This window comes from Polaribacter sp. AHE13PA (assembly GCF_019278505.1).
Taxonomy (GTDB): Bacteria; Bacteroidota; Bacteroidia; order Flavobacteriales; family Flavobacteriaceae; genus Polaribacter.
Window position 1 is genome coordinate 502,477 of record NZ_CP058985.1, and the last position, 25,320, is coordinate 527,796.

The window sequence follows — 25,320 nt, forward strand, 5'->3', positions numbered from 1 at the left end:
GCTAAACTATGAATATTGTTGGATATTTGTTAAAAAAAGTTAAAACTTTAACAAATTTTTATAAAAAAAAGCGATATGTTGTCATATCGCTTTTAATTATTTATCTTTTTGTTATCCTTTTATTTTACTTTTAAATTTATCAAACTTATTGTTTGTTTCTTTTGGCCAGCTATTGTTACTTGTATCTACATCGGCAGTTTCTAGCTCTGGGTCTATTACAATACTTTCTATTTGTTTCGATGAAGAAAAAACTTTTGTTATTTCAGCATCATCATATCTCCAAATTTGTGCAGGATATGTTTTCTTTTCTTTAGTACCATCTTTATAATTGAACTCTACTATAATTGGCATCACTAAACCACCAGGTTTATTATAGGTAATTTCATAATGATATTTACCATGTGTATTAGAAAAACCTAAACCTTCTGTAGTATCTTCGGTAAACTCTACACTATCATTATCTGTTTTTGTGTAAAATTTCTTCACACCTTTAATACCTATATCTGTTACATCAGTTGTATAAAACCAACCTCTCCAAAACCAATCTAAATCTACACCAGAAGCATCTTCCATTGTTCTAAAGAAATCAGCAGGAGTTGGGTGTTTAAACATCCATCTTTGAGAATACGTTCTAAATGCATGATCAAATAATTCATGTCCCATTATAGTTTCTCTTAAAATCCATAGCGCAGTTGCTGGTTTACCGTAGGCATTATTTCCAAATTCATAAACATTATCTCCTTTAGACATAATTGGAGAAATTTTAGATTGATCTCCGCTCATATAACGTACAATGTTTTTAGGCAAACCTCTACTTAGTGGATAATCTTCTTCATAAGCCATCATAGCTAACATTTGTACATAAGAGTTTAAACCTTCATCCATCCATGTCCATTGTCTTTCATCAGAATTTACAATCATCGGAAAGAAATTATGTCCAACTTCGTGAATTGTCACACCAATAGTTCTGTATTTTTGTCTATCAGAATAACCACCATCTGGTAAATTTGGTCTTCCAGGATTAAAACAAATTTGTGGATATTCCATACCCATTTGTCCGTCTACAGAAATTGCCTTGTGATATGGGTAATCAAAAGTATATTTAGAATATGTTTTTAAAGTTTGTACAACTGCTCTTGTAGAGTGATCTCCATATAAAGGATTTGCTTCTTTAGAGTATAAAGAATAAGCCATTACAGTTCTACCATTAATATCTACTGCCATTGCATCCCAAATAAATTTTCTAGAGGTTGCAAATGCATAATCTCTTACATTTTCAGCATAAAATTTCCAAGTTTTTGTTTTCTTAGATTTTGTTTTTTCAATTTTTGTAGCTTCTTTTTGAGTACGGATTATAATAGGGGCATCAAAAGAAGTTTTTGCTTTTTCTAATCTTTTTAATTCAGTCTTGGTTAAAACTTCACTTTCATTCTTTAAAACTCCAGTTGCACCTAACATGTGATCGTATGGTGTAGTAATATTTACGGTGTAATCTCCAAACTCTAAGGCAAATTCAGATCTACCCCAAAATTGGTCATTTTGCCAACCTTCTACATTATCATAAACACATAATCTTGGAAAGAATTGAGCAATTACATAATTTTTGTTTTCGTTTTCTTCAAAATATTCATAACCAGATCTACCTCCTTGAGTTCTATGGTTATTAATGTTATACCACCATTCTATTTTAAACTTGTAAGTTTCTCCTGATGCTAATGGTTCAGCTAAATTAATACGCATCATTGTTTGATTGATCGTATAAGATAATTTTGCACCATCATTTGTTGTTACACTAGTAATTTTAAAACCACCATCAAAAGCTTCTTCAGGATAAGCTCTATCAAAACGAGCTTTGCTAAGTTTAGTAGGTACTTTACTAGATTGAATATCTGGAGTTTTAGAATCTGCAGCTCTCATATTTTGGTCTAATTGTACCCATAAATATGTTAATTCGTCTGCAGAGTTGTTGTGGTATGTAATGGTTTCTGCACCTGTAATTCTGCTTTTTTCATCATCTAAAACAATGTCCATTACGTAATCTACCTTCTGTTGTGTGTAGTTTTTACCTGGCGCTCCAGAAGCAGTTCTTTGCTCATTAGGGGTTGCTAACACATCTTTAAGCTGTCTAAACTTGTTTTGGTTTGTGTGACCTTGTTTTGTGGTTGTTTCTTGGCCAAAAACAGCTGATCCAACAAAAAATACACTTAATAGTAAGAATGTAATTTTTTTCATTTGTACTTGAATTGATTAGCGGTACAAATTAAGAATAAGTTAGAGAAAAAGTTAAAATGAGTTAAAATTTTAACAAACCTTTATCATTCTTTGCGGTTAATAGAATACTTTTGTGCTTTTTGCCAACTTTACTCTTTATTAAATTTTCTTGTTGTGGAAAGTGTTTGGTTAAGATTTTATTGGTAACTTCTATGTTGTTAAGCTCTTTAACGTCTTCAATTTCTAAATAAAAATAGACCAAATCTCCATCATATTCTTTACCGATATAGTTAAAATTTCTAGGAACATCATTTACCTTTAAATGGAGTTTACTGTTTAAGTATTTAATAAAATAAACGTCGTTATCTTTTAGTTCTTCTTTTGTGGTAAGTTGTAAATCAATATTGTAGTCTTTATTTAGGGCGAGTTCAATATCATCCATAAAAACATTGATTGTTATTTGAACAGCTTGCAATTCACTTCTATACTCAATTTGAGTGAGGCTCAAATAATACTTATGAGCGGAGAAGGATAGAAGGGGAATTATTAATAAAATTAAAATAGATTTTTTAGTATTCATGCTGGTTTTAAAATAATTATTCTGCCAATTTACTCTTTTTTTATGATTTGTAAATAAGGCATACTTTCTTTCTGAAAAATTTTGATGAGTTCTAAAATATTACCTTCTTTGTGAAGACGTTCTATATCTAAAGGATTACAATAGTCTAGAAAATGAAAGTAATTGTCTTTCGGGATTTTTAATTCTTCAAAGAAAAATGGTTCACCAAGTTCAGATAGTATTTTATATGGAACTTCTTTTTTACGTTTTAACTCTTTGTTTAATAAACTCTCTTTATCTTTAAAAGGTATTACTACTTTAGCTCCAACACCACCAAACATTTGTGTAGGATCTGTTTCAACTTTTTGTGGTCTTACTCTTTTGTCTATATAATCATCTTCTTCAGCTCGTTTTAAATTCACGTTAGAAAAATCCATAACCTTTCTTAATAAGGAATCTCTTTTATCTGTAGGTACTTCCTTTAAATCAATTCCTAATCGTCCTGTTAAATTGTGTTTTTTTAGTTCGAATTCATCTAAAACATAAGTACTGGGTTTTAGTTTTATAATGATGAATTTATTGTTGATATTTTGTTTCGTCACATAAAACTTTCTTGTAACGTACTGTATCGATGAAATACGTAATGAGTCTCCTTGCGAAACATATATTCTAAAAGTACCGTCATCCGAAGAAAAAGTACCTTGGTTTGTTTTTAGGTTGATAATATTTGCATTTTTAATGATACCTAAAGAATCTATTACTTTTCCATTAATCAGTACTTGTTGCGCTAAAGAATTAGAAGCTAAAATGAATACATAAAGTTGAAGTAGTTTTATAATCATAGAAAAATAATTTATTTTTTTTTTATGATTTGTAAATAAGGCACACTTTCTTTCTTAAAAATTTTGATGAGTTCTAAAATCTTACCTTCTTTATGAAGGCGTTCTATGCCTAAAGGATTACAGTATTCTAGAAAATGAAAGTAATTGTCTTTCGGGATTTTTAATTCTTCAAAGAAAAATGGTTCACCCAGTTCTATGAGTATTTTATCTGGAACAGCTTTTTTACGATTCAACTCTTTACGTAATAGTAGGTCTTTAAATTTAAAAGGAATGGATGCGCTGCCGCCACCACCACCAAAAGAATTTGCAACTGTGTTAACAATTGGAGGTTTCATTCTTATGTTTGCATCAATTCTTGTGTCTACGAGTTTAAAATTGACTTTAGAAAAATCTAAGTTTTTTTGTAATAATGAATCTTTTCTATCTGTTGGTACCTCTTTTATATCGACACCTAACCTTCCTATTAAATGATGCTTTTTTAATTCAAATTCATCTAAAACAAACGTATTTGTACCCAATCTAATGGTAATAAATTTATTGTTGATAATCTCTTTGCTTATTCTTAGTTTTCTGGTAATATGCTGCACAGACGAAACTTGTAAAGAATCTCCTTCTTTAGCATAAATTCTAAACACTCCATCATCCGAAGAAAAAGTACCTTTATTAGTTTTTAGGTTGATGATGTTCACATTCTTGACAGTACCCAAAGAGTCTACAACTTTACCTGAAATTAAGGTTTGCCTTTCTTGGGATAAAGAGGTGCATGTTACAAAAAATAATAAAAATTGAAGTAGATTTTTTTCCATGCACAGCTGTTTTATTCTTCTTTTATGATTTCTAAATACGGAACACTTTCTTTCTGAAATATTTCTATAAGTTTTAAAACTTTATTTTCGTTATATATTTTATCGAGATCTAAATAATCACAATAATCTAAAAAATGATAATATTTTTCCTTAGGAATTTTTAATTTTTCAAAGAAAAAATCTTCACCAAGTTCTAGTAATATTTTGTTTCCCAATGCTTTTTTACGATCTAACTTTGCGTCTAGTAATTGTGTTTTTTCGAATTTTTTAGAAGAAAAAAGACTTCCAATTAGTCCAGCAGCATTAAGTCCTGAGTAAGAATTAGCAACGGTATTTACTACTTTAGATTTTGCTCTATCATTAGCATCAATTCTATGATCTTTTAACGAGAAGTCTACATTAGAAAAATCCATATTACTTTTTAATAAAGCGTATTTTTCTTCAGTAGGTATGCTTTTAACATCTACCGCCAATCTACCAATTAAGTCATGTCTTTTTAATTCGAATGCATCCAAAACATAGGTATTTGGTTTTAGTATAATAATAAGCGCTTTATTTTCTATAATTTGCGGAGTAATCTTTATCTTTTGTGTGATGTGTTGTATGGATGAAATTCTTAAAGTATCTCCTTTTTTAGCATAGATTTGAAAACGCCCAGCATCCGAAGAAAATGTACCTTGATTGGTATTTAGGTTGATAATATTTGCATTTTTTACAATGCCAAGAGAATCTAAAATTCTACTAGAAATTAACGTCCCATTATTTTGAGACAACGAGGGGAGTGTTATAACAAATAAGAAAATAGTAAGTAGTTTTTTTTCCATTCAATAGGGTTATTGGTTCGTTAAGTAGAGTTCTTCGTCAACTATTCGTTTAGGAAATAGTTTGCTTTCTCTCATTAATAACTTAAGCACATCTAATTTGTTTTCTCTCTTAAAAATGCGAATGATATTTTTATCTATACAATCATTTAAAAACTGATTAATATAGATTTTTTCAATTTTTAAATCTGTGATAAAAAAGTCATCGGTAAAATAGTCTCTTACTTTTTTAAGTTCCGTATCTTCTAAAGCCATTTCCTTTAGTTGTTTTTCTCTTTTTGCATTTCCGTTTAATATATTTATTAAATTGTCTAAATTAACAGAAGCTCCAGATTGAAATTTTACGATAGATTTATCTTCCTTTGCTTTTACATTAGCATAAGGTAAATTTAAGGATTTTGCGTCTACGACGATACCATTATTAGGTAGTATTTCTGGATCTTGGTAAAATATACTACGTTGTTTCTCTAATATCATTTCTTTTAAAACAACCGTTTTTTCTTCTAATGGAATGCTTATTCTTTTGGTTGAAAGCATTTTGTTTGTAATAATAATATGCTTGTCTATATATTTTAAATGAGAGTAATATAAAGTATCTCCTACTTTAACAGGTATTTCAAAAAAACCATTGGTATTGGTAATCGTACCAATACTTGTATTTTGGTTAATGATATGAACATCTGGAATAGCCAAACTATCTAAAACAGTTTTACCAGTTAGATTAGTTCTTTTTTCTTGAGCTTCTAAGGATAGAAAACTTATAAAAAAGGCAAGAAAAGTAATCGCTTTTGACATTAATACAAAGTAAAGAAGTACGTGTCTTAAAACTCTATTAAGAGAATTGTAAACTTGTGTTAAAATGAATAGTTAAATTCTTATTTTTGGACTATGAAAAAAATGATTATCGCAAGTACATCAACAGTACACGGAAGTAGCTATTTAGAATATTTATTACCTACTTTAAAAACACATTTTAAGGAAGTAAAACAATTACTATTTATTCCGTATGCAAGACCAAGCGGAATTAGTTATGACGAGTATACTACAATAGCAAAAAATGCTTTTTCAAATATTAATATTGATGTAAAAGGAATCCATGAATTTGACAATGCTAAAGAAGCAATTCAAAATTCTGAAGCTGTTTTTACTGGAGGAGGAAATACTTTTGAGTTGGTCAATCAATTGTACAAAAACGATGTATTATTAACTTTAAAGCAAGTGTTAGATAACGGTACGCCGTACTTAGGGACAAGTGCCGGTAGTAATATTTGTGGTATAAATATGAAGAATACCAATGATATGCCTATTGTGTATCCTCCTAGTTTTACAACTTTAGGATGTATTCCTTTTAATATAAATGCGCATTATTTAGATCCTATTGAAGGTTCTACTCACATGGGAGAAACAAGAGAAACACGTATCAAAGAGTTTCATGTTTTTAATGAAACTGCAGTTTTAGGTCTGCGAGAAGGAAGTTGGTTAGAAGTTATTAATGATGATATTTTTTTAAGAGGTAAATTGACTGCCCGTTTGTTTGAACAAAATAAGCAGCCAATAGAATTAAAAAGTGGGGGATTAATTAAATTTTAATTATTTTATACCATAGCTCCGTTTGCACCAATAACTTGACCAGAAACCCATTTAGATTCATCGCTTGCTAAAAATAATGCGACTCTAGCAATATCTATAGGTTTTGCTAATCTGTTAAAAGCGTTCATAGAACTTAATTGTTCTATAAATTCTGTTGATTTTCCTTTTAAAAATAATTCGGTTTCAGTTGGTCCAGGAGCTAATGCATTTACAGAAATTCCTCTACCGATTTCTTTAGAAAACACACGTGATATTTGTTCTACTGCAGCTTTTGTTGCAGAATAAATGGCGTATGTTGGTAACATTAATTTTACGGTACTAGAAGAGATGTTAATGATATTACCATTATCAGCAAGTTTACTTTCTGCTTCTTGTAAAGTATTGTACAAGCCTTTTACATTTACGTTAAAATGAGTGTCGAAATCTTGTTCGGTAATGTCTTTTAATTTTTTAGATTTCATAACACCTGCATTGTTAACTAGAACATCTATTTTGCCATAAACCTCAATGGTTTTATCAAATAGATGTGTTACTTCTTTTCTGACACTAACATCTGCTTTTATAGCTATTGCTTCCCCGCCGTTGGCGATTATTGTTTTTACGGTCTCATTCGCTTCAGCTTCACTACTAGAGTAATTTACAATTACTTTAGCTTTATTTTCTGCGAATAATATGGCCATCTCTTTACCGATTCCTTTAGAAGAACCTGTTATAATAACTACTTTATTTTTTAGTTTCATTTTTTAATTTTTTTTTAATTATTATTAAAAGATACTATGTGGTATGTTTTTTGTGAAAATAAATTAGACTTTAATTTGATTGATATAGGCAGATAAACCTAACGTGTAATGGTCAATAATTTCATCGTTGTCATATAGCTTTCGTATGCCTCTAATGCCTTCAAAAGCACTAATTAAATAAATAGCTGTAGCCTCACTGGAAATGGATTGCAAAATACTATTTTCATTTTTTCCTCTTTCAATTAAATGTATCAATGCAGATTTCCATTCTTCAATAATATTTTTTAACGCAATTTGATAGATTTTTTCAGAGTCTCCAACTTCATTTATAAAGTTATTCATTGGGCAGCCAGATTGCTTTTCATCTAAAGGGAAAGATTTAATTCTCTCTAAAAAAGTCTGTTTTAAGAGATCAATGGCATTGCCAGAGTTGTAAAGTGGAGAGATCATTCCATCATAAACTCTTTTTTGAATTTTAAGCTTAATAACAGCAAGACCTAATTCTTTTTTGTTTTTGTAATGGTGATAGAAAGCACCTTTGGTAAGTTGAGTTTTTACCATTATTTTATCGACACTGGTTGTTTTAAAACCGTCTTTGTAAAATAATTTAAAGGATTCATCGAGAATTAATTGTTTGGTAAATTCCGACTTTTGTTTTTGTAACATAATTCAAAGTTAATAAAAAATACTAAGTAGTATGTTTTATTAACTTTAATTAACATTTGACTTATTTTAATGAAAATCAAATATCCTCTAGGTTGCGCCTAGAGGATATTTGATTTCAAAAAAAATATTTAAAAAATGTTGATTTTTAAATAGGGTAAAGGTATTAGTACCCTACATAATCTACAATCTCTAAACCATAACCAATCATACCAACACGTTTAGTTTGTTGTGTATTTGTAATTAATTTTAATTGACGAATGTTTAAATCATGTAAAATTTGAGCACCAATTCCGAAATCTTTGTTGTCCATTTTAATTTCTGGAGCTTTGATATTTCCGTTTTTTTGATTCTCTTTTAAAGTAGACAATCTACTCAATAAGTTTTGAGATTGATTTTGTTGGTTTACAAATATAATAGCCCCTTTTCCTTCATCATTAATCACCTGAAACATTTGGTCTAGTTTCTTATCCGCATTATTGGTTAAGGTTCCTAAAATATCATTATTTACTAAAGTAGAATTTACTCTAGTTAAAATAGCTTCGTCTTTAGACCAAGAACCTTTTGTTAAGGCAATATGAACTTGGTTATTGGTAGTTTGTTGATATGCTCTTAATCTAAAATCTCCAAATCTAGTTTGTAAATTAAAATCTTCTTTTATTTCAATTAAAGAATCATGCTCCATTCTATAAGCCACTAAATCTTCTATAGAAACAATTTTAATATCAAACTTTTTGGCAACTTCTAACAATTGAGGTAAACGAGCCATGGTACCATCCTCGTTCATGATTTCTACAATAACACCCGCTGGCTGTAAACCTGCTAAACGAGCAAAATCTATAGCAGCTTCTGTATGTCCTGTTCTTCTTAAAACACCACCTTCTTTAGCAATTAATGGAAAAATATGACCAGGTCTTGCTAAATCAAAAGATTTAGTGTCTTTATCGACTAATGCTTTTATAGTTAAAGCTCTATCCCCAGCAGAAATACCAGTTGTAACTCCTTTACCACGTAAGTCTACAGAAACCGTAAAAGCCGTTTCCATTGGGTCTGTATTGTTATTCACCATAACGTGTAAGTCTAGTTCTTTACAACGTTTTTCTGTTAAAGGTGCACATATTAATCCTCTACCATGTGTTGCCATGAAATTAATCATTTCAGGCGTCACTTTTTCTGCTGCAGCTAAAAAATCTCCTTCATTTTCTCTGTTTTCATCATCTACAACAATAATAATTTTACCGTTTCTTATGTCTTCAATTGCTGCTGAAATTGAATTTAACTCTGTACTTTTTTTAGTGTTTTGAACAGTCATAATATCTTATGCTTCTTTTTTTGTAAATATTTTTTTAAAAAAATTGATAATCGGTTGCGTAATGGCATCCATATTAAAAATCCCTTTGTCTCGTGTAGCTCTTCGTGTTAAGATAATACCAATTGGAACCATAATAAAAGCAGATGACCAAGAACCTAAAAAGGAGGTGACCTTACTTTCTTCTGCTAAATTTTTACCAAAAGTATTACTAAAGAAATAGGTTACGTAAATAGCAATAGCTAATATCATAGGCAAACCAAAACCACCTTTTCTAATAATTGAACCTAAGGGTGCACCAATAAAAAAGAGAATTAAACAAGATAACGAAAATGAAATTCTATTATAATACTCCGTATCGAAAAAATTTAGATTTTTTCTTTTGTATTTAATGGAGGTTTGACCATTTTTAATAGAGCTTAAAGCGCGTTCTGTTTTTGTAGTGGCTGAGTTTAGAATATTAATTTTAGATTGTAAGTCAAAATTTTCTAAGACATCAATATCAATGTTCTCTGTTTTTAATGAATCTGGGTATTGGTATAAGTCTTTTGCAACTGTTGTTGCATATAAGTTCTTAGATTTTAGCAATAAAGCTTCATCATAACTTGCTTTTAAGTCGGGTATGGTGTCACTTAATTGATTTAAACTAAGCATCATAAAGTTTTTAGTGTGATCTGTTTTGCTTAAATCATCATCTCCAGTAACAGAAGACATATCAATGTTAAATTCGTATTCTTTAAAGGTAGCGTTTGATGCCGCCATTTTTTTTCTTTGTAAATTCGTTTTGGCCGTTTTTGCGTGTTCTTGATAGTAATAACCATCATATAGAATAAAAGTCATATAACGGCTTCCTTCTTCAGATATAATTTTACCTCTTTCGGCGGTAATTACCTTTTGGTTCCCTTTTCCTGCAGTTAAATCGTAGATTAATACTTTTTTTAATAAACTTACTTCTTTTCCGTTTTTACCTTCTTCATCAAATTTTTCATCAAATTTAATTTGAAAACCAGGTAAATCACTATTAAAACTTCCAGCGACTAATGCAAGTGCTGGTTGTTTCTTTTTAATATTTAAATATAAATTCTTCTGCTTTAAAACGGCATAAGGATAAATATTGTTTAAAAATAAAAAGTTAATACCACTAAGAATTAGTGTTAAGTATACTAATGGTCTTACCAAACGTTGTAAGGAAATACCTGCAGATTTTGCTGCTGCAAATTCGTAGTTTTCACCTAAAGTACCCAATGCCATTATAGAAGATAAAAGGACTCCAATAGGCAATGCTTGTGGTGTGATAATTAAGGTAGAGTAGTATAAGAATTTTAATATAAAAGGTAAGCTAATTCCTTTACCAGCAATGTTTTCGAAGGTTTGCCATAAAACTTGCATCACCAAAACAAAAAGCACGATTAGAAACGTAGCTATAAAAGGAACTAAAAAGGTTTTTAAGATGTATCTATCTAAAATTTTCATCTAGGCAAAAGTAGTTTCTTATCTTCAAATAAGCTACTAAATTTCTGTTAATTGGAAAATAATTAATCTATTGAGAAGTTTAGCTTTTTGTATTTTGCTTCATCAAATGAAAAATGCGAACTAGGCAGGTTTTGGTTGCTTTTAAATTCATTAATTGTAAAGGTTGTTTTAGAACCGTTAGAACCTGTCTGAATCAATTTATAAATGTGCTTTGTTTTTGCATCAATTGCCAATTCTACTTTTACAATATCAGAAGCGCTATCTATTGGGCTTAAGGTAACTAGTTGAATTTTTCTGCCGTTTAAGTTTTTTAAATTTCCCATTTCAAAATTATAACCTTCTTTGTAAAAAGTTAATAATTTAGAAGGGTAAATAAAACCATCATCACCACTCATATCTCCATCTGTAACCGTAATTTCTTTTTCATCATTATTAATTACATACAGTTTTTTTCCGTCGAAAATAAATTGGTTTCCTAAGTAATTAAGGCTGTATTTTTCTCCGGATAGTGCAATTTTTCCTCTAATTGGTGGCTCATCGCCTTCCATGATACCTGCGTCTTCGTTGCTTAAGGTTTGACTAAAGCTAATAGACATGTTTTTATAAGCTCCCATTGTTGTAGAAACTTCATCTAAAAGAGATTTTGCTTTTTCTGCATTTTGAGAAAAAGTGATCGTTGTTAAAAATAAACTTAAAAATAATATGGTTACTTTTTTCATAATTATAATTCTTATCATCTCGATCGTAGTCGAGAGACTATTGGTTCTTTTCGTTTTCTAATAATTGCTCTAAGGCTATAAAATCTGGAACTAAGACTTGTCTTGCTTTACTTCCTTCAAAACCACCTACAATACCAGCAGCTTCTAACTGATCTATTAATCTACCAGCTCTATTATACCCTAATTTTAATTTCCTTTGTAATAGAGAAGCAGATCCTTGTTGGGCCGTAACAATAATTTCTGCGGCATCTTTAAAGAGTTTGTCTCTATCGGAAATATCTATATCAAGACTCGTGCCACTTTCATCATCTACGTACTCTGGTAATTGATACGCTTCTGCATAGGCTTTTTGAGAACCAATAAAATCTGTAATTTTTTCAACTTCTGGTGTGTCTACAAAGGCACATTGTATTCTACTAAGATTGTTTCCTGCTGTATATAGTAAATCTCCACGACCAATTAATTGATCTGCTCCACCAGCATCTAAAATTGTTCTAGAATCTATTTTAGAGGTTACTCTAAATGCAATTCTTGCAGGAAAATTGGCCTTAATAATACCTGTAATTACGTTTACTGAAGGTCTTTGTGTTGCTACAATTAAATGAATACCAATTGCTCTAGCAAGTTGTGCTAAACGTGCAATAGGAGTTTCTACTTCTTTACCAGCCGTCATAATTAAATCGGCAAACTCATCAATAACCAAAACAATGTATGGTAAAAATTGATGTCCGTCATTAGGATTTAATTTACGTTGTTTAAATTTAGCATTGTATTCTTTAATATTACGAACCATAGCAGCTTTCAACAAATCATAACGATTATCCATCTCTATACAAAGCGAATTTAAGGTATGTACCACTTTAGTCGTATCTGTAATAATAGCTTCTTCTATATCTGGTAATTTTGCTAAATAATGACGTTCTATTTTATTAAACAAAGTAAGTTCTACTTTCTTTGGATCTACTAAAATAAACTTTACTTCTGCAGGATGTTTTTTGTATAAAAGTGATGTTAAAACTGCATTTAATCCAACAGACTTTCCTTGACCCGTTGCACCTGCCATTAATAAGTGAGGCATTTTAGCTAAATCTACCACAAAAGTTTCATTAGAAATGGTTTTACCTAAAGCAATAGGTAATTCCATAGTAGATTCTTGAAATTTCTTTGATGAAATTACAGAATGCATAGAAACAATGGTCGATTTTTTATTAGGTACTTCTATACCAATGGTTCCTTTACCAGGGATAGGAGCAATAATTCTAATTCCTAAGGCAGATAAAGACAGTGCAATATCATCTTCTAAATTTTTAATTTTAGAAATTCTAATTCCTGCCTCAGGTACAATTTCATATAAGGTAATAGTTGGTCCTACAGTAGCTTTAATTTCTGCAATACCTATTTTGTAGTTTTTTAAAGTATCTACAATTCTATCTTTGTTAGCTTCTAATTCTTCTGGATCTATAGAAATAGATTCATTGTATTGTTTTAAAAGGTTGAAGGTTGGGAATTTGAAATTTCCTAATTCTAGGGTAGGGTCAAACTCACCAAAATCTTTTACCAATTGATTGGATAAATTTTCTGTAGAATGCTCTTCATCTCTTCCAATAGCAACATCAATCTCTACATCTATTTCTACCTCTTTTTCTTCTTCTTTCGCTATTTCAGTTTTTAATACAGGTCCTGTACTTTTTTCCGTGTTTAAAGAAATTTCTTCTTTTTTAGAGGATACATCAGAATATTTAGAAATTGTTGGTTGTTTTTTTTCTAAAGATAATTCTACAACAGATTTTTCTTTCTGATCATTTTTTAAAGGTACCGTTTCTGTTTTTTCTACAGTTTTTACAGATGTAGCGGTTTCTTGTGTTGTTTCATTAAAAACGGCTTCTTCTGCTTTTCTGGCTTCTCTTTCTTCTCGTTTTATTTTTAAGGTTTCTATGTACTTATCAAAAGTAACTTTATAACGTAAAACTAAATAAGCAATAAAAAAGAAGGTTAAAAGAATGACCAAACCAGTTTTACCTATAAATGCTTGTAAAAACTCATTAATTTCATAACCGATAACACCAGATAACAATGCGTACTTGTCATATGCAAAACCTAACGTTATAGAAATCCATATCATCACCAAAAGAGACCAGTTCCAAGAAATTATTAATGAAGAGAATTTCTTTTTAAAAAGGATATACCAACCTGTTAAAAGTATCTGAAATGCGACTATAAAAGCAGCTATTCCAACCCCAGAATAGATGAAAAAGTTACTTAAATTAGCGCCAATTTTTCCAAGTAAATTTTTACTTCTAACTGTTTTATCTGCAAATTCTTTAAGTATGCTTTGATCTTCTTGCCAATTAAAGAAAAAAGAAATAAAAGCAATACAAAGAAAAATTGAAAATAAAATTAAGAAAGATCCTAAAATTGTCTTTGCTTGTCTTGTTTTAAAATATGCAAAAATACTCGGTTTTTGTTCCGAAGAATTTAAGGGTTTTTTTGAACTTGTTCTTCTCTTAGCCATTAATAATTTTTGGTCGTTTTTAGCAGTAAATAAAAAAAATCAACTAAAATAAGATCGTTATTTTAGGGATGTATATAAAACCTGCAATAATTAATGAAGTAAAAGCTGCAAAGCTTGGTGCGCCTGCAGCTATATCTTTAATAAAACCTATTTTCTCGTGATAATCTGGGTGTACAAAATCTGCCACTTTTTCTATAGCAGTGTTTAAAGCTTCTGCCACTAAAACGAGGCCGATAACGATAAACTGAAACATCCATTCTATATTAGAAATATTAAAATAAAAACCTAAAATAGTAGCAAGTACAGCAACAAAAAGTTGTGCTTTTATGCTGTCTTCTGTAGTCATTAAAAGCCACATACCTCTTAAGGCAAACTTAAAACTACGAAGTCTTCCTCTTATAAAGCTATCATTAGGATTCTTCATAAATTAAATTGCGTTTAAAGCAGCTGTATAATTAGGTTCGTCAACAATTTCAGAAACTTGCTCTGTATACGCAACGTCTCCTTTTTCATCGATAATAACAATAGATCTAGAGTGTAAATGTGCTAAAGGACCATCTGCAATTTCTAATTCGTAAGATTTTCCGAAGTTACCATCAGCAAAATCAGATAACATTACTACATTATCAATACCTTCTGCACCACAAAAACGAGCTTGAGCAAATGGTAAATCTTTAGAAACACATAAAACAACTGTATTTTCTAAATCTGCCGCTTTTTTATTAAATTCTCTAACAGAAGCAGCACAAGTACCTGTATCTACACTAGGGAAAATATTTAAAATTACCTTTTTACCAGCAAAATCTGATAAACTTTTTTGAGATAAATCTACTGCAGTTAGTTTAAAATCAGCTGCTTTAGTTCCTGTTTTAGGTAAGTTACCTATTGTATTTATTGCGTTTCCTTTTAATGTGATATTTGCCATTTCAGTATGTTTTTTAGAACTTCAAAAGTAATGATAATTAAATTATTTATGGAAATATTCTTGTGATTCATTTTATTTTTAAATTTATTTTAAAACCGTAACTAAAAAAATCTCGTAGATATGTTGAACACAAATTATTATTAATTTTAAATATCAAATTATGAAAACCTTAAATTTTTTTAAAGTAACAGTTTTAATGCTTAGTTTAGTAATTAGTCAAAATTTTAGTGCACAAGAAAAAACAAAAATGGTAGGTGGAGCAGAAATGTATCCTTCTAAAAATATTGTAGAAAATGCAGTAAATTCTAAAGACCATACTACATTAGTGGCAGCTGTAAAAGCAGCAGAGCTAGTAGATGTATTAACTAGTGAAGGACCTTTTACTGTTTTTGCACCTACAAATAAAGCGTTTGATATGTTGCCAGAAGGTACTGTAAGTACTTTGTTAAAGGCAGAAAATAAAGCGAAATTACAAACAATTTTAAAATACCATGTTGTTGCAGGTAATTGGAGTGCTAAAGAAATTGTAGCCTTAATTAAAAAAGGAAATGGTAAAGCTGCTATTAAAACAGTAAGTGGAGGAACCATTACTGCTTGGATGAAAGGAAAAAACGTTTATATTTCTGATGAAAACGGAGGGAAAGCTAAAGTTACTATTGCAGATGTAAACCAATCTAACGGGGTTATACATGTAATTGATGCTGTTTTATTGCCAAAACCAGCAATGTAAAAAGCGGTATTTATTAGTATCAAAAATCCACTTTGAAAAAAGTGGATTTTTTGTGTTTTTATTTTACAGATAGCAACGATTTATTCTAATTACAAGTTGTATTTTTGCACTCCGTAAAAAGAACAATAAGCGTGAATATTTCTCAATATACATCAGAATTTAAATACAATTGGAAGCTGGCAGCACCAGTAATGTTAGGTATGCTAGGGCATACATTTGTAAGTTTTATAGATAATATAATGGTTGGTCAAATGGGAACTGCAGAATTAGCTGCGGTTTCTTTGGGGAATAGTTTTATGTTTATCGCCATGTCTATAGGTATTGGTTTCTCTACAGCTATTACACCTTTAATTGCAGAAGCAGATTCATCTGATAATCTAAAACAAGCAAAAGCTACGTATAAAAGTGGTTTGTTTTTATGTACCTCCTTAGGTATTATCTTATTTGCTGGAGTCTATTTCTCTAAGCCTTTAATGTATTTAATGAAACAACCCAAAGAAGTGGTAGAGTTGGCAATTCCGTATTTAGATTTGGTTGCTTTTTCATTAATTCCTTTGGTTATCTTTCAGGCAATTAAACAGTTTAGTGACGGTCTTTCTATGACGAAATATCCAATGTATGCGGCATTAATAGCAAATGTTATAAACATTGTTTTAAACTATTTATTAATTTTTGGGAAATTTGGTTTTCCAGAAATGGGGATTATTGGTGCAGCGTATGGTACGTTAATTTCTAGAGTTGTAATGGTGCTTTACTTATGGTTATTACTGCGTTATAAAGAAAGATCTGCAGAAATAGTAAGAAATATAAAATTCTTTGTTTTAGATGTTTTAACGATAAAAAAAATTGTGAATATTGGTTCTTTAAGCGCTATGCAAATGCTTTTTGAAGTTGCTATTTTTACAGCAGCAGTTTGGTTAAGTGGTTTGTTAGGGAAAAACCCACAAGCAGCAAACCAAATAGCCTTAAACTTATCTTCAATGACATTTATGGTTGCAACGGGTTTAAGTGTTGCTGCTATGGTTAGAGTAGGAAACCAAAAGGGATTACGAGATTATAAAGAATTGCGTAGAATTGCTTTTTCTATTTTTTTATTAGGAGTATTGTTAGCGATGTTTTTTGCATTACTTTTCTTTATTTTTCATAAAAGTTTACCAATGATTTATGTAGATTTAAGTGATACTACTAATTATATAGACAATATGGAAGTAGTTTCTATTGCTTCAAATTTATTAATAGCAGCAGCTTTTTTTCAAATATCAGACAGTATACAAGTTGTTTTTTTAGGAGCTTTGCGTGGTATGCAAGATGTTAAGGTACCTACAATTCTTACTTTTATTTCTTATTGGGTTATCGGTTTTCCGGTTTCTTATTATTTCGGAAGCGAAGAAATGTATGGTAGTTTTGGTATTTGGTTAGGTTTGCTTGCAGGTTTAACAACAGCTTCTATTTTACTATTTATAAGATTTAATTCATTAACTTTAAAGTTGATAAAAGAGAAAAAATAATAGTGTCCCCTCGAGCGCAGTCGAGAGGTTCTTAAAATAAATAAATTAGTTCTCGACTGCGCTCGAACAGACAGCATCTATAATCAATAAAATATTATGACTTTACCTAAATTTTTATTAGCAGATAACAGTAAATTTCCTGAAGATATTTTTGTGTTACACACAGAGTTTCCTCGTTTTTTAATCAACTTAAAAGATGATGAAGTAGAGTGGTTTGAAGATTTAACAGGAGAAAGTGAAGAAGATATTGCTACAGAATTAGCAGATTTAATGGATAAAGCAGGTGCTTTTTATGATGATGAAATGAAGGAATTTGACTAAGACTCGCTAACTTGTTTTTAGGTTTTAACCCTGAATAACAGTAGTTAGTTTTATAAATAAAATAGGATTATTAAACGCTTAAAGAATAGAATCTATTTCTAATTTTTAAGCGTTTTTTTGTGTCTAAAAATTTTTTCATTTAGATCTCAATATTCGTTTAGAACTTTCCTTTTTTTTTTAAAATCAGCAAGTATAACAGCCGTAATTTGATTTGTTTTTTTCTAAGGAAGATCAAATAAAAGTTATAGAGATAAACTGGTTAAAAAAGATGATTTTTAGACTATCAATAGAATGAGAAATAACATATTTTAACATCTTATCTGCTCTAAAAAGAGCCTAAGTTTTAGTATTTTTATCCTATATTTAAAACAAGATAAAATGAAAAAAATACTGATTACATTTATTGTATTTATGGTCTCAATTCCTTCAGCATTGGCAGATGAGGGAATGTGGTTTTTAATGCATATTGAGCGATTAAATCATCGTGATATGCAAAAAATGGGATTACAATTAACAGCTGAAGAAATTTATAGTGTTAACAATCAAAGTTTAAAAGATGGTATCGTGCAATTTAATGGAGGTTGTACAGCAAGTATCGTTTCAGAAAGCGGATTGGTGTTAACAAATCACCATTGTGGTTACAATGCAATTGCAGAATTATCTACAGCAGAACAAAATCACTTAAAAAATGGTTTTTGGGCAGGTTCTAAAGAAGAAGAATTGAAACCAGAAAGCTTATATGTACGTTTTTTTGTAAGAATGGATGATGTTTCTAAACGTATTTTATCTCTTGTAAATGATAAAATGAGTGAAAAAGAACGTGAAGCAATCATTAATAGAGAAATTGCTAAAATTGAAAAAGAAAATAACGAAGGTGGAAAATATACTGTTTCTGTTCGTTCTTTCTATGAAGGAAATGAGTTTTACTACTTTGTCTATGAAGATTATAATGATGTTCGTTTAGTAGGTACACCTCCAGAAAATGTTGGAAAATATGGTGGAGATACAGATAACTGGGAATGGCCAAGACATACAGGAGATTTTTCTTTATTTAGAGTCTATGCAGATGAAAACGGAGAACCAGCAGAATATTCTACAGCCAACGTGCCTTTAAAAGCAAAATATCATTTACCTGTTAATATTGATGGTGTAAAAGAAAACGATTTTGCAATGATTTTAGGATATCCTGGTAGAACAAACCGTTGGATGCCTGCACAAGGAGTAGAGCAAAATGTAAAATTTGCATATCCTGCTTGGGTAGAAGGTTCTAAATTAAGTATGGATGTTATGAAAAAATACATGAATGCAGACGAGTCTGTAAATCTAATGTATGCATCTGCTTATGCTGGTATTGCCAACTATTGGAAAAACAGAGGTGGAATGATTACCGCTTTAACAGAACATAAAACGGTTGAAAAGAAGCATAAAGTAGAAACGAAGTTTGCAAGATGGGCTAAGAAAAAAGACAATAAGGAGGTCTACGGAAAAGTTATTGAAAACATCAATAATTATTATAGTTTAACCAACGAAAAAGCAAAACAAACCAACTACTTATTAGGGATGTTGCGTTCTAGTAAATTTGCTATTTTACCATATAGAATTGGTGGTGCTTTAAAGCAATATACAGCAGCAAATGAAGCAGAGCGTGCAAATATGTTACCAAGATTACAAGCGATTATAGAGAGTTCTTATAAAGATTTTTACTTGCCTTTAGAGGAAGAGGTTTTTGCAAAACAATTAGGTTTGTTAGCATCAAAATCTAATTACTCATTGCCAGAATTGGTAGCAGAAGTAGGTGGGAAAAACGACAATGATTTTTCTGCGTATATCAAAGCTATTTTTAAGTTGAGTATGTTTACTTCTAAAGAAGGAGTAGCGGCTTATTTACAATACCCAAATGAAGCTATCTTAAATAGTGATCCTTTATTGCAATTGTCTAATCAGTTATTAGATAAATATAGAGAGAATCCAGAAAACTTGGTACAAGCAGAAAATGATTTTAAAGCATCATTTAGATTGTTGGTAAAAGGATTGCGTGAATCTGGATTGAGTAATATTAAATATCCTGATGCAAATTCTACTTTAAGATTGTCTTACGGTAAAGTAAGAGCTTTACCAGCGGATAAGAGAAACGATGCGAATGAGAATAATTATACTACTTTTCAGGGGATGATTAAAAAGTACAAACCAAACGATCCTGAGTTTGATTTAGACCAAAGCATGTTAGATATTTACGAAAAGAAAGATTACGGACGTTACGCAAATGAGCGTGGTCAGTTACCTGTAAACTTTTTAACGGATAACGATATTACTGGTGGTAACTCTGGTTCTCCTGTTGTAAACGGAAAAGGTGAATTAATTGGTTTGGCTTTTGATGGAAACATTGAAGCAATGGCTGGAGATGTTATTTTCGACTCAAACTTACAAAGAACTATTAATGTTGATATTAGATATGTACTTTGGTTGATAGATAAATACTCAAATGCAAAACATATTGTAGATGAGTTGACTATTATTAGTAAGAAATAGTAAAGTCTATTTGTAGGTTTTCAGCAATATAAAAGCTCTCTGGTTTCAGAGAGCTTTTTTTGTTTTTAGAAATGGAAGTTTATGGGTGAGAATTGCTTACGTTTTTGTGTTAAGGAAAGTTGCGTTTAAAGTGAACGGCTATTTTCCGCAGGAAAATAGGAGTTTACAAAAATGCGACTAATTTTGATTAAGCTAAAATTAAGCAATTTTTTTTACACGGTGTTGTGCAACGTATTTATATTCGTTTTGTAATCCAATTCGAAATTTTTTCAATTCGGAATATTAAAATTAAGCCTATTATTGTTCTTGAAATGTATTTTGATAAGCTAAAATCAGGAACATGAGCGTTTTCATTCCCATTCAGTTTTGAAATTAGTTCAACACAATATTTTATAAAATCAGGCAATAAATAAATTGAATTAGCTAACCAAACAATTCCCACAGTAATTAAAATAACTTTCGATAATGACTTGGAATTTAATTCTGTACTTATTTCTTTATCTGTTCTTATTAGTTTTTTAGAAATCCATTCTGCCTTTATGAATAGATACAGTGATACAATAATATTAGCAAAAATAAGAAATGTTCCTGTGTAGTATAACTTTTCTAATGGTTCGTTTAATGAATCTTTAGATATTCCTATTGCAGTAGTAAGATAAATTGAAAGAAAGTAAGAACCAAATTGGTCAAAAATTTTAATAAATAAAAATATTCCAGCTATTCTTATTGCTAGAGCTGTTAAAATTCGATTTGTCATTAATTTTCAGTTTTTTCAGATATGTTGCACAACGTCTCGGCTATGGTTAGTACGGGAATTAAAAAGCGATTAACTTCCGATTAAGCACTTAGCCAAAACTTTTTATTTTGTTTTATCTTTTTTTATTAAAGCCAAATCAAAAGATTTGGCGGATTTCGTAAATATGCCAGAACTTTGGTTAAGGACCAAAACCCGTATTAATTATAGCCATTGTTGTAAAGCGTTTTTAATCATTCTTCTTTTGGTCAATCAATGTTCTTAGACTTGTTATAGGATTTAATTCCTCAATTTTTGATTCATCTAATTTCACCCATTCAATCCAGTCTAATCCCATAGTAATATCATACTCTCCAATTAAACCGTCTAATAGAATGTAGATAGCATTTTGAGTTTGTCCTTCTCCATTATAATCTCTAATATTTAATTCAATTCCGATTTTTCCATAATCACCATCTTGAAATCTAAAATATATGTCAGAATATCCGATTTTGAAATCTCCGTATTGAATTTCAAAATCATCTCCAGGAACTCTTTGTCGGAATGCATTAAATTTCCACTTATCAATTTTTGGAGCTTTTTCAAGAAGGTTTTTAACTATTGGAAAAAGTTTTTTAATCCCTTCAGCGGAAACAGTAAATTCTCGAATCTCATTTTCTTGTATTGGACTGAATTCAAAAACTAAGTCTGAGTGAACTTTTTTAAGTTCAGTTGAAAGTTCATTAAATATTCTTTCTCTAATTTCAAGATTTTCAATTTCAGTATAATAAGTTTCTTGATGTTTTGAGAACCAAGTCCAAAATTTTTCTTCTTTTGATTGATTGTTAAATAGAGAAAATCCCATTGTTAAAATTATAATTGGTATGATTATTAATATTCTTTTCATTCGGTCGGTCAAATGCTTTACAACTTGTTTATATGATAACTTTAATTACGTATATCCACTATTTAAGAAGGAATATACATAGTCATAAGTTTATTTTTTTTGGAAATTCTTTCATAGCAAATGGGAAGAATTTGGTTGTATAAATTTACAATAAATAACAAGTGCTTGCTATTTAAATGTTTAAACATTTATTTCTACTTATTAACAAAAGTTTATAAGGCATGAATTTTAAAAAAGTGAATTTCAGAAATTTTCTTTAAGATTCTTTATTAATAGATACTATTTTTTTTAAAATCTCAATAATCATTTTAAAATTCATTTGGTATTAGAGAAGCATACTTTAGATTTAATTTTTTTTTTTACATATAAAAAGCTCTCTGACTTCAGAGAGCTTTTTATATGTTTGTATGATTAGTTGCGTGTTCCAAGGAACTAATTTAGTAATTAATTACTGTCCAATAAAGTCCGATAGGACTTTTTTTGGTGGTTAATAAATTATAAATGAGTTGCATAAGGTGTTGTGTGTAGGTTGTTAGCTATCTTCTTCTAAATCTTCAATTTGTTTTTGAATTTGCCTAATAAGTAACTCAAGTTCTAATATTTGTTGTTTTTCAGTTGTTTCCCTTAAAAGTCTTTCAAATTCTGTTTCACTTTCTTCTTCGACTTCTTCAGGATCTTTTAAAGAGTCTTTAAGGTCTTTTATTGATTTTTCTTTTGTTAATTCTTTTATTTCCGCCTCAAACTTCAAGTATTCGATAGTTTCGCTAACAGCATCTACAGAATTTTTTATGGATTTTGATAATTTTTCAGAAGAACTACCAGCAACAACTTTTTGATTTACTAAACCACCTGTTATGGAACTAAAAACAAGAGATGTTTTCTTTTTTCCACCTTTTTTAGAATCTACTGGAATAACAGAGGTTTTTCCAAATTGAGCTAGATAAATAGATGTTGTACCTAATAAATTTTTATTTGATGTTATGTCTATATTCACATTTGATGGTGCTCTGTATACAATTCCTTGTACTTGTTCTTTTCCTTTTAATGGGTCGAATAAATTTTCTTTCGTTTGAGGTATTTCGATAGAAATTGTATCGTTAAATTTACTTCCTTCGGAAAATATATGTGTAGGTAATATGTTATGATATATTTTATTATTTTCAATAATTGATGAAATTCCTTTTTTCGTGTACTTCTCTGTTGGGTCAATGATAATCGTGTACTTTATTTTTGTTTTTTTGTAATATGTTTTAAAATTCTTTAAGCTCCATTCAATTTGACTTTTATAAAAATCAACTTTTTTCAAAGCAAGTTCTAAATCTTCTTTCTTTTTTATTTTAATGATATCTCTCTGTATTTTTATAATAAAATCATAAATTTCTTTTCGAGTTGCTTCTAATTGGCCATCTAAATAAGGTGAGCCTTTATGAAATCCTGGTACAGCTAAAGTTTTAGCCAATTTTGCACTTGATATCACAATATTTTCAGCAAAGTCGATTGAATTGTCATCTATTTCTGAATCAATGGAAGATAAAAGGCCATTATCGGAAAGTTTAATATCTATATCAGATTTTAAAAAGAAACTATTAGATATTTCATTAGACGTGATAAGGTAGGTTTTTGATTTGTCAGCAACCAAAACTGTAGAAATAGATACTGGGTCTTCTATTGTTATTTTGGGAAATTCTCCAATAAGTTTTTTATCTTCTCCATTATCTATGTAACGAGGTTCATTTATCGTATAGACGACTTCAATTTTTAGTAAGTTTTTTGGTAAATTATATGAGATTCCTTTTTTATCTGTTTCATAATTTGAAGTATAAAGACTTTTACTACAAGAAATTAATACTAAACAGGTTAAAATTAAATAGATGGTTTTTTTCATAATATTTGTTTTTTCTAACTTACATATAACTTCTTTATAATCTAAATTTAATTGCGTACACCCTCCATTTAATGGAAAATATACTCAATAATAAGTTTATTTTTTAGAGGAAAATCTTTAATACCAAATGGGAAGAATTTGATTTTTTTAATTTATAATAAATTACTTTTAAATTATAGTTATGTGTAATGATTATAGGTGTTGTAGCTATTTTTTTATTCAATTCTATTTTCAGAGGTAGTTACACAATTTTGTGAAAAAGAGATTTCAGGTGAGATTAAAATTATTGTAAAAAGTAATATTAAGTTTTTCATTTTAGTTAGTCTCAAGTTATAAACTTTGTTTCTATAAGACAATACCTAATAGTAGGTATATTTTGTGGTTCCGGTGTTTTCTTAAATAGTTACCAATTTCTTTATATACTATTATGAATCACGCACCCCCAAATGCAAAAAGCTCCCTGAAATCAGGGAGCTTTTTGTAATTATATAACTTGTAAAGAATGTTATTCTTATTTAACAGCCATTAATTCTACATCAAAAATAAGTGTTGCATCTGGTGGAATAACTCCTCCTGCACCTGCAGAACCATATGCCAAATTAGAAGGGATTACAAAACGAGCTTTGTCTCCTACTTGTAATAATTGAATTCCTTCATCCCAACCAGAAATAACCTGACCTACACCAACATTAAAATCGATTGGTTCTTTTCTCTTGTAAGAAGAATCGAATACAGTACCATCTAATAATTGACCTTTGTAGTGTACAGATACTCCAGCTCCTTTAGTAGCTTTTTTTCCTGTTCCTTTTTGTAAAATTTGGTAACGTAAACCACTTGCAGTTATATCATAACCAGCAGCAACCGTATCTAACAATGCTTTTTGTTTAGCTTTTTCTTCTGCTTCGCGCTTTTCTCTAGATCCTTCAAAAGTTCTAAAAGCTTCTACCGCATTAAAAGCTTCCGCTTCTGCACCAACTTTAATAATTTCTACAGTCATATCATCTCCTTGAGCAATTGCATCAACAACATCTTGTCCTTCTATTACAGAACCAAAAACAGTATGTTTACCGTCTAACCATGGAGTAGGAACGTGGGTAATGTAAAACTGACTTCCGTTTGTTGCAGGACCAGAGTTAGCCATTGCTAATTTTCCTGGAGCATCATGTTTTAAATCTGGGTGAAATTCATCATCAAATTTATAACCTGGGTTACCAGTTCCTGTTCCTTGTGGACAACCACCTTGTACCATAAATTCTGGAATTACTCTGTGGAATTTTAATCCATCATAATAAGGAGTTCCTTGCTCTTTTACAGCATTTTCTAAATTTCCTTCTGTTAAAGCAACAAAATTACCAACAGTTCCAGGAGCTTTTTCGTGTTCTAATTGTACTAAAATCTCACCTTTTGGAGTGGTGAATTTTGCATAAATTCCGTTATTCATAATCTTTTAATTTACTTTTTTGTTTTCTCGAGCGCAGTCGAGATGTTTTATTCGTTTAATAGTTCTCGACTGCGCTCGAACTGACATTACTAATAA

At 30.0% G+C, this 25,320-nt stretch carries 23 protein-coding genes; 5 read left to right on the forward strand and 18 right to left on the reverse strand.

Going from position 1 to position 25,320, the window contains the following annotated elements:
* Positions 1-111 precede the first annotated feature (111 nt).
* The 6 genes from H0I28_RS02190 to H0I28_RS02215 all read right to left on the reverse strand — a co-directional run bounded on the left by H0I28_RS02190 (position 112) and on the right by H0I28_RS02215 (position 6,034).
* Positions 112-2,232 (reverse strand): M1 family metallopeptidase, encoded by a 2,121-nt coding sequence (locus H0I28_RS02190; RefSeq protein WP_218760288.1) that lies wholly within the window; start codon positions 2,230-2,232, stop codon positions 112-114.
* Positions 2,233-2,293: 61 nt separating this feature from the next.
* Complete coding sequence (locus H0I28_RS02195; RefSeq protein WP_368384463.1) at positions 2,294-2,791, reverse strand: DUF6702 family protein; 498 nt, start codon at positions 2,789-2,791, stop codon at positions 2,294-2,296.
* 29 nt (positions 2,792-2,820) lie between these two features.
* Positions 2,821-3,612, reverse strand: coding sequence for a carboxypeptidase-like regulatory domain-containing protein (locus H0I28_RS02200; protein ID WP_218733046.1), 792 nt, complete (start codon positions 3,610-3,612; stop codon positions 2,821-2,823).
* Between the two features lie 11 nt (positions 3,613-3,623).
* Positions 3,624-4,418 carry a carboxypeptidase-like regulatory domain-containing protein gene (locus tag H0I28_RS02205; RefSeq protein WP_218760289.1) on the reverse strand — a complete coding sequence of 265 codons (795 nt, stop codon included), beginning with the start codon at positions 4,416-4,418 and terminating at the stop codon, positions 3,624-3,626.
* 11 nt (positions 4,419-4,429) lie between these two features.
* The gene (locus H0I28_RS02210; protein ID WP_218760290.1) at positions 4,430-5,242 is read right to left on the reverse strand and encodes a carboxypeptidase-like regulatory domain-containing protein; all 813 of its coding nucleotides are present in this window, start codon (positions 5,240-5,242) and stop codon (positions 4,430-4,432) included.
* 9 nt (positions 5,243-5,251) lie between these two features.
* Complete coding sequence (locus H0I28_RS02215; RefSeq protein WP_218760292.1) at positions 5,252-6,034, reverse strand: carboxypeptidase-like regulatory domain-containing protein; 783 nt, start codon at positions 6,032-6,034, stop codon at positions 5,252-5,254.
* A 93-nt stretch (positions 6,035-6,127) separates the two neighbouring features.
* On the opposite strand from H0I28_RS02215, the gene pepE reads away from it, so the two are divergent.
* Positions 6,128-6,829 (forward strand): dipeptidase PepE, encoded by a 702-nt coding sequence (gene pepE, locus H0I28_RS02220; RefSeq protein ID WP_218760294.1) that lies wholly within the window; start codon positions 6,128-6,130, stop codon positions 6,827-6,829.
* A gap of 5 nt (positions 6,830-6,834) precedes the next feature.
* Here the strand turns inward: pepE and H0I28_RS02225 are convergent, their stop codons facing one another.
* From H0I28_RS02225 to tpx, 8 genes are all read right to left on the reverse strand, one after another.
* Complete coding sequence (locus H0I28_RS02225) at positions 6,835-7,569, reverse strand: SDR family oxidoreductase (protein WP_218760295.1); 735 nt, start codon at positions 7,567-7,569, stop codon at positions 6,835-6,837.
* Between the two features lie 63 nt (positions 7,570-7,632).
* Positions 7,633-8,235 carry a TetR/AcrR family transcriptional regulator gene (locus H0I28_RS02230; protein WP_218760297.1) on the reverse strand — a complete coding sequence of 201 codons (603 nt, stop codon included), beginning with the start codon at positions 8,233-8,235 and terminating at the stop codon, positions 7,633-7,635.
* A 163-nt stretch (positions 8,236-8,398) separates the two neighbouring features.
* On the reverse strand, positions 8,399-9,544 hold the full coding sequence (ribB, locus tag H0I28_RS02235) for a 3,4-dihydroxy-2-butanone-4-phosphate synthase (protein WP_218733053.1): 1,146 nt from the start codon (positions 9,542-9,544) through the stop codon (positions 8,399-8,401).
* Positions 9,545-9,550: 6 nt separating this feature from the next.
* The gene (locus H0I28_RS02240; protein ID WP_218733054.1) at positions 9,551-11,014 is read right to left on the reverse strand and encodes an LptF/LptG family permease; all 1,464 of its coding nucleotides are present in this window, start codon (positions 11,012-11,014) and stop codon (positions 9,551-9,553) included.
* Between the two features lie 62 nt (positions 11,015-11,076).
* A complete protein-coding gene (locus H0I28_RS02245; protein ID WP_218733055.1) occupies positions 11,077-11,733 on the reverse strand; it encodes an outer membrane lipoprotein carrier protein LolA in 657 nt (218 codons plus the stop codon).
* A gap of 37 nt (positions 11,734-11,770) precedes the next feature.
* A complete protein-coding gene (locus H0I28_RS02250; protein WP_218760299.1) occupies positions 11,771-14,245 on the reverse strand; it encodes a DNA translocase FtsK in 2,475 nt (824 codons plus the stop codon).
* A 43-nt stretch (positions 14,246-14,288) separates the two neighbouring features.
* Complete coding sequence (locus tag H0I28_RS02255; RefSeq protein WP_218733057.1) at positions 14,289-14,669, reverse strand: diacylglycerol kinase family protein; 381 nt, start codon at positions 14,667-14,669, stop codon at positions 14,289-14,291.
* Between the two features lie 3 nt (positions 14,670-14,672).
* Positions 14,673-15,170: a thiol peroxidase gene (gene tpx, locus H0I28_RS02260; RefSeq protein ID WP_218752657.1), complete on the reverse strand. Its 498-nt coding sequence runs from the start codon at positions 15,168-15,170 to the stop codon at positions 14,673-14,675.
* A 160-nt stretch (positions 15,171-15,330) separates the two neighbouring features.
* On the opposite strand from tpx, the gene H0I28_RS02265 reads away from it, so the two are divergent.
* From H0I28_RS02265 to H0I28_RS02280, 4 genes are all read left to right on the forward strand, one after another.
* Entirely contained in the window at positions 15,331-15,900 is a 570-nt protein-coding gene (locus tag H0I28_RS02265) for a fasciclin domain-containing protein (RefSeq protein WP_218752658.1), read from the forward strand.
* Positions 15,901-16,031: 131 nt separating this feature from the next.
* Positions 16,032-17,408, forward strand: coding sequence for an MATE family efflux transporter (locus H0I28_RS02270; protein ID WP_218760301.1), 1,377 nt, complete (start codon positions 16,032-16,034; stop codon positions 17,406-17,408).
* Between the two features lie 96 nt (positions 17,409-17,504).
* Complete coding sequence (locus H0I28_RS02275) at positions 17,505-17,729, forward strand: hypothetical protein (RefSeq protein WP_068449935.1); 225 nt, start codon at positions 17,505-17,507, stop codon at positions 17,727-17,729.
* A 378-nt stretch (positions 17,730-18,107) separates the two neighbouring features.
* Positions 18,108-20,258, forward strand: coding sequence for a S46 family peptidase (locus H0I28_RS02280; protein ID WP_218760303.1), 2,151 nt, complete (start codon positions 18,108-18,110; stop codon positions 20,256-20,258).
* 235 nt (positions 20,259-20,493) lie between these two features.
* Here the strand turns inward: H0I28_RS02280 and H0I28_RS02285 are convergent, their stop codons facing one another.
* The 4 genes from H0I28_RS02285 to H0I28_RS02300 form a co-directional block, all read right to left on the reverse strand.
* On the reverse strand, positions 20,494-21,015 hold the full coding sequence (locus H0I28_RS02285; protein ID WP_254712820.1) for a hypothetical protein: 522 nt from the start codon (positions 21,013-21,015) through the stop codon (positions 20,494-20,496).
* 226 nt (positions 21,016-21,241) lie between these two features.
* Entirely contained in the window at positions 21,242-21,898 is a 657-nt protein-coding gene (locus H0I28_RS02290; protein WP_218760305.1) for a hypothetical protein, read from the reverse strand.
* A 532-nt stretch (positions 21,899-22,430) separates the two neighbouring features.
* A complete protein-coding gene (locus tag H0I28_RS02295) occupies positions 22,431-23,783 on the reverse strand; it encodes a DUF4831 family protein (protein WP_218760307.1) in 1,353 nt (450 codons plus the stop codon).
* A 511-nt stretch (positions 23,784-24,294) separates the two neighbouring features.
* A complete protein-coding gene (locus tag H0I28_RS02300) occupies positions 24,295-25,224 on the reverse strand; it encodes a peptidylprolyl isomerase (protein ID WP_218760309.1) in 930 nt (309 codons plus the stop codon).
* Positions 25,225-25,320: the final 96 nt, after the last annotated feature.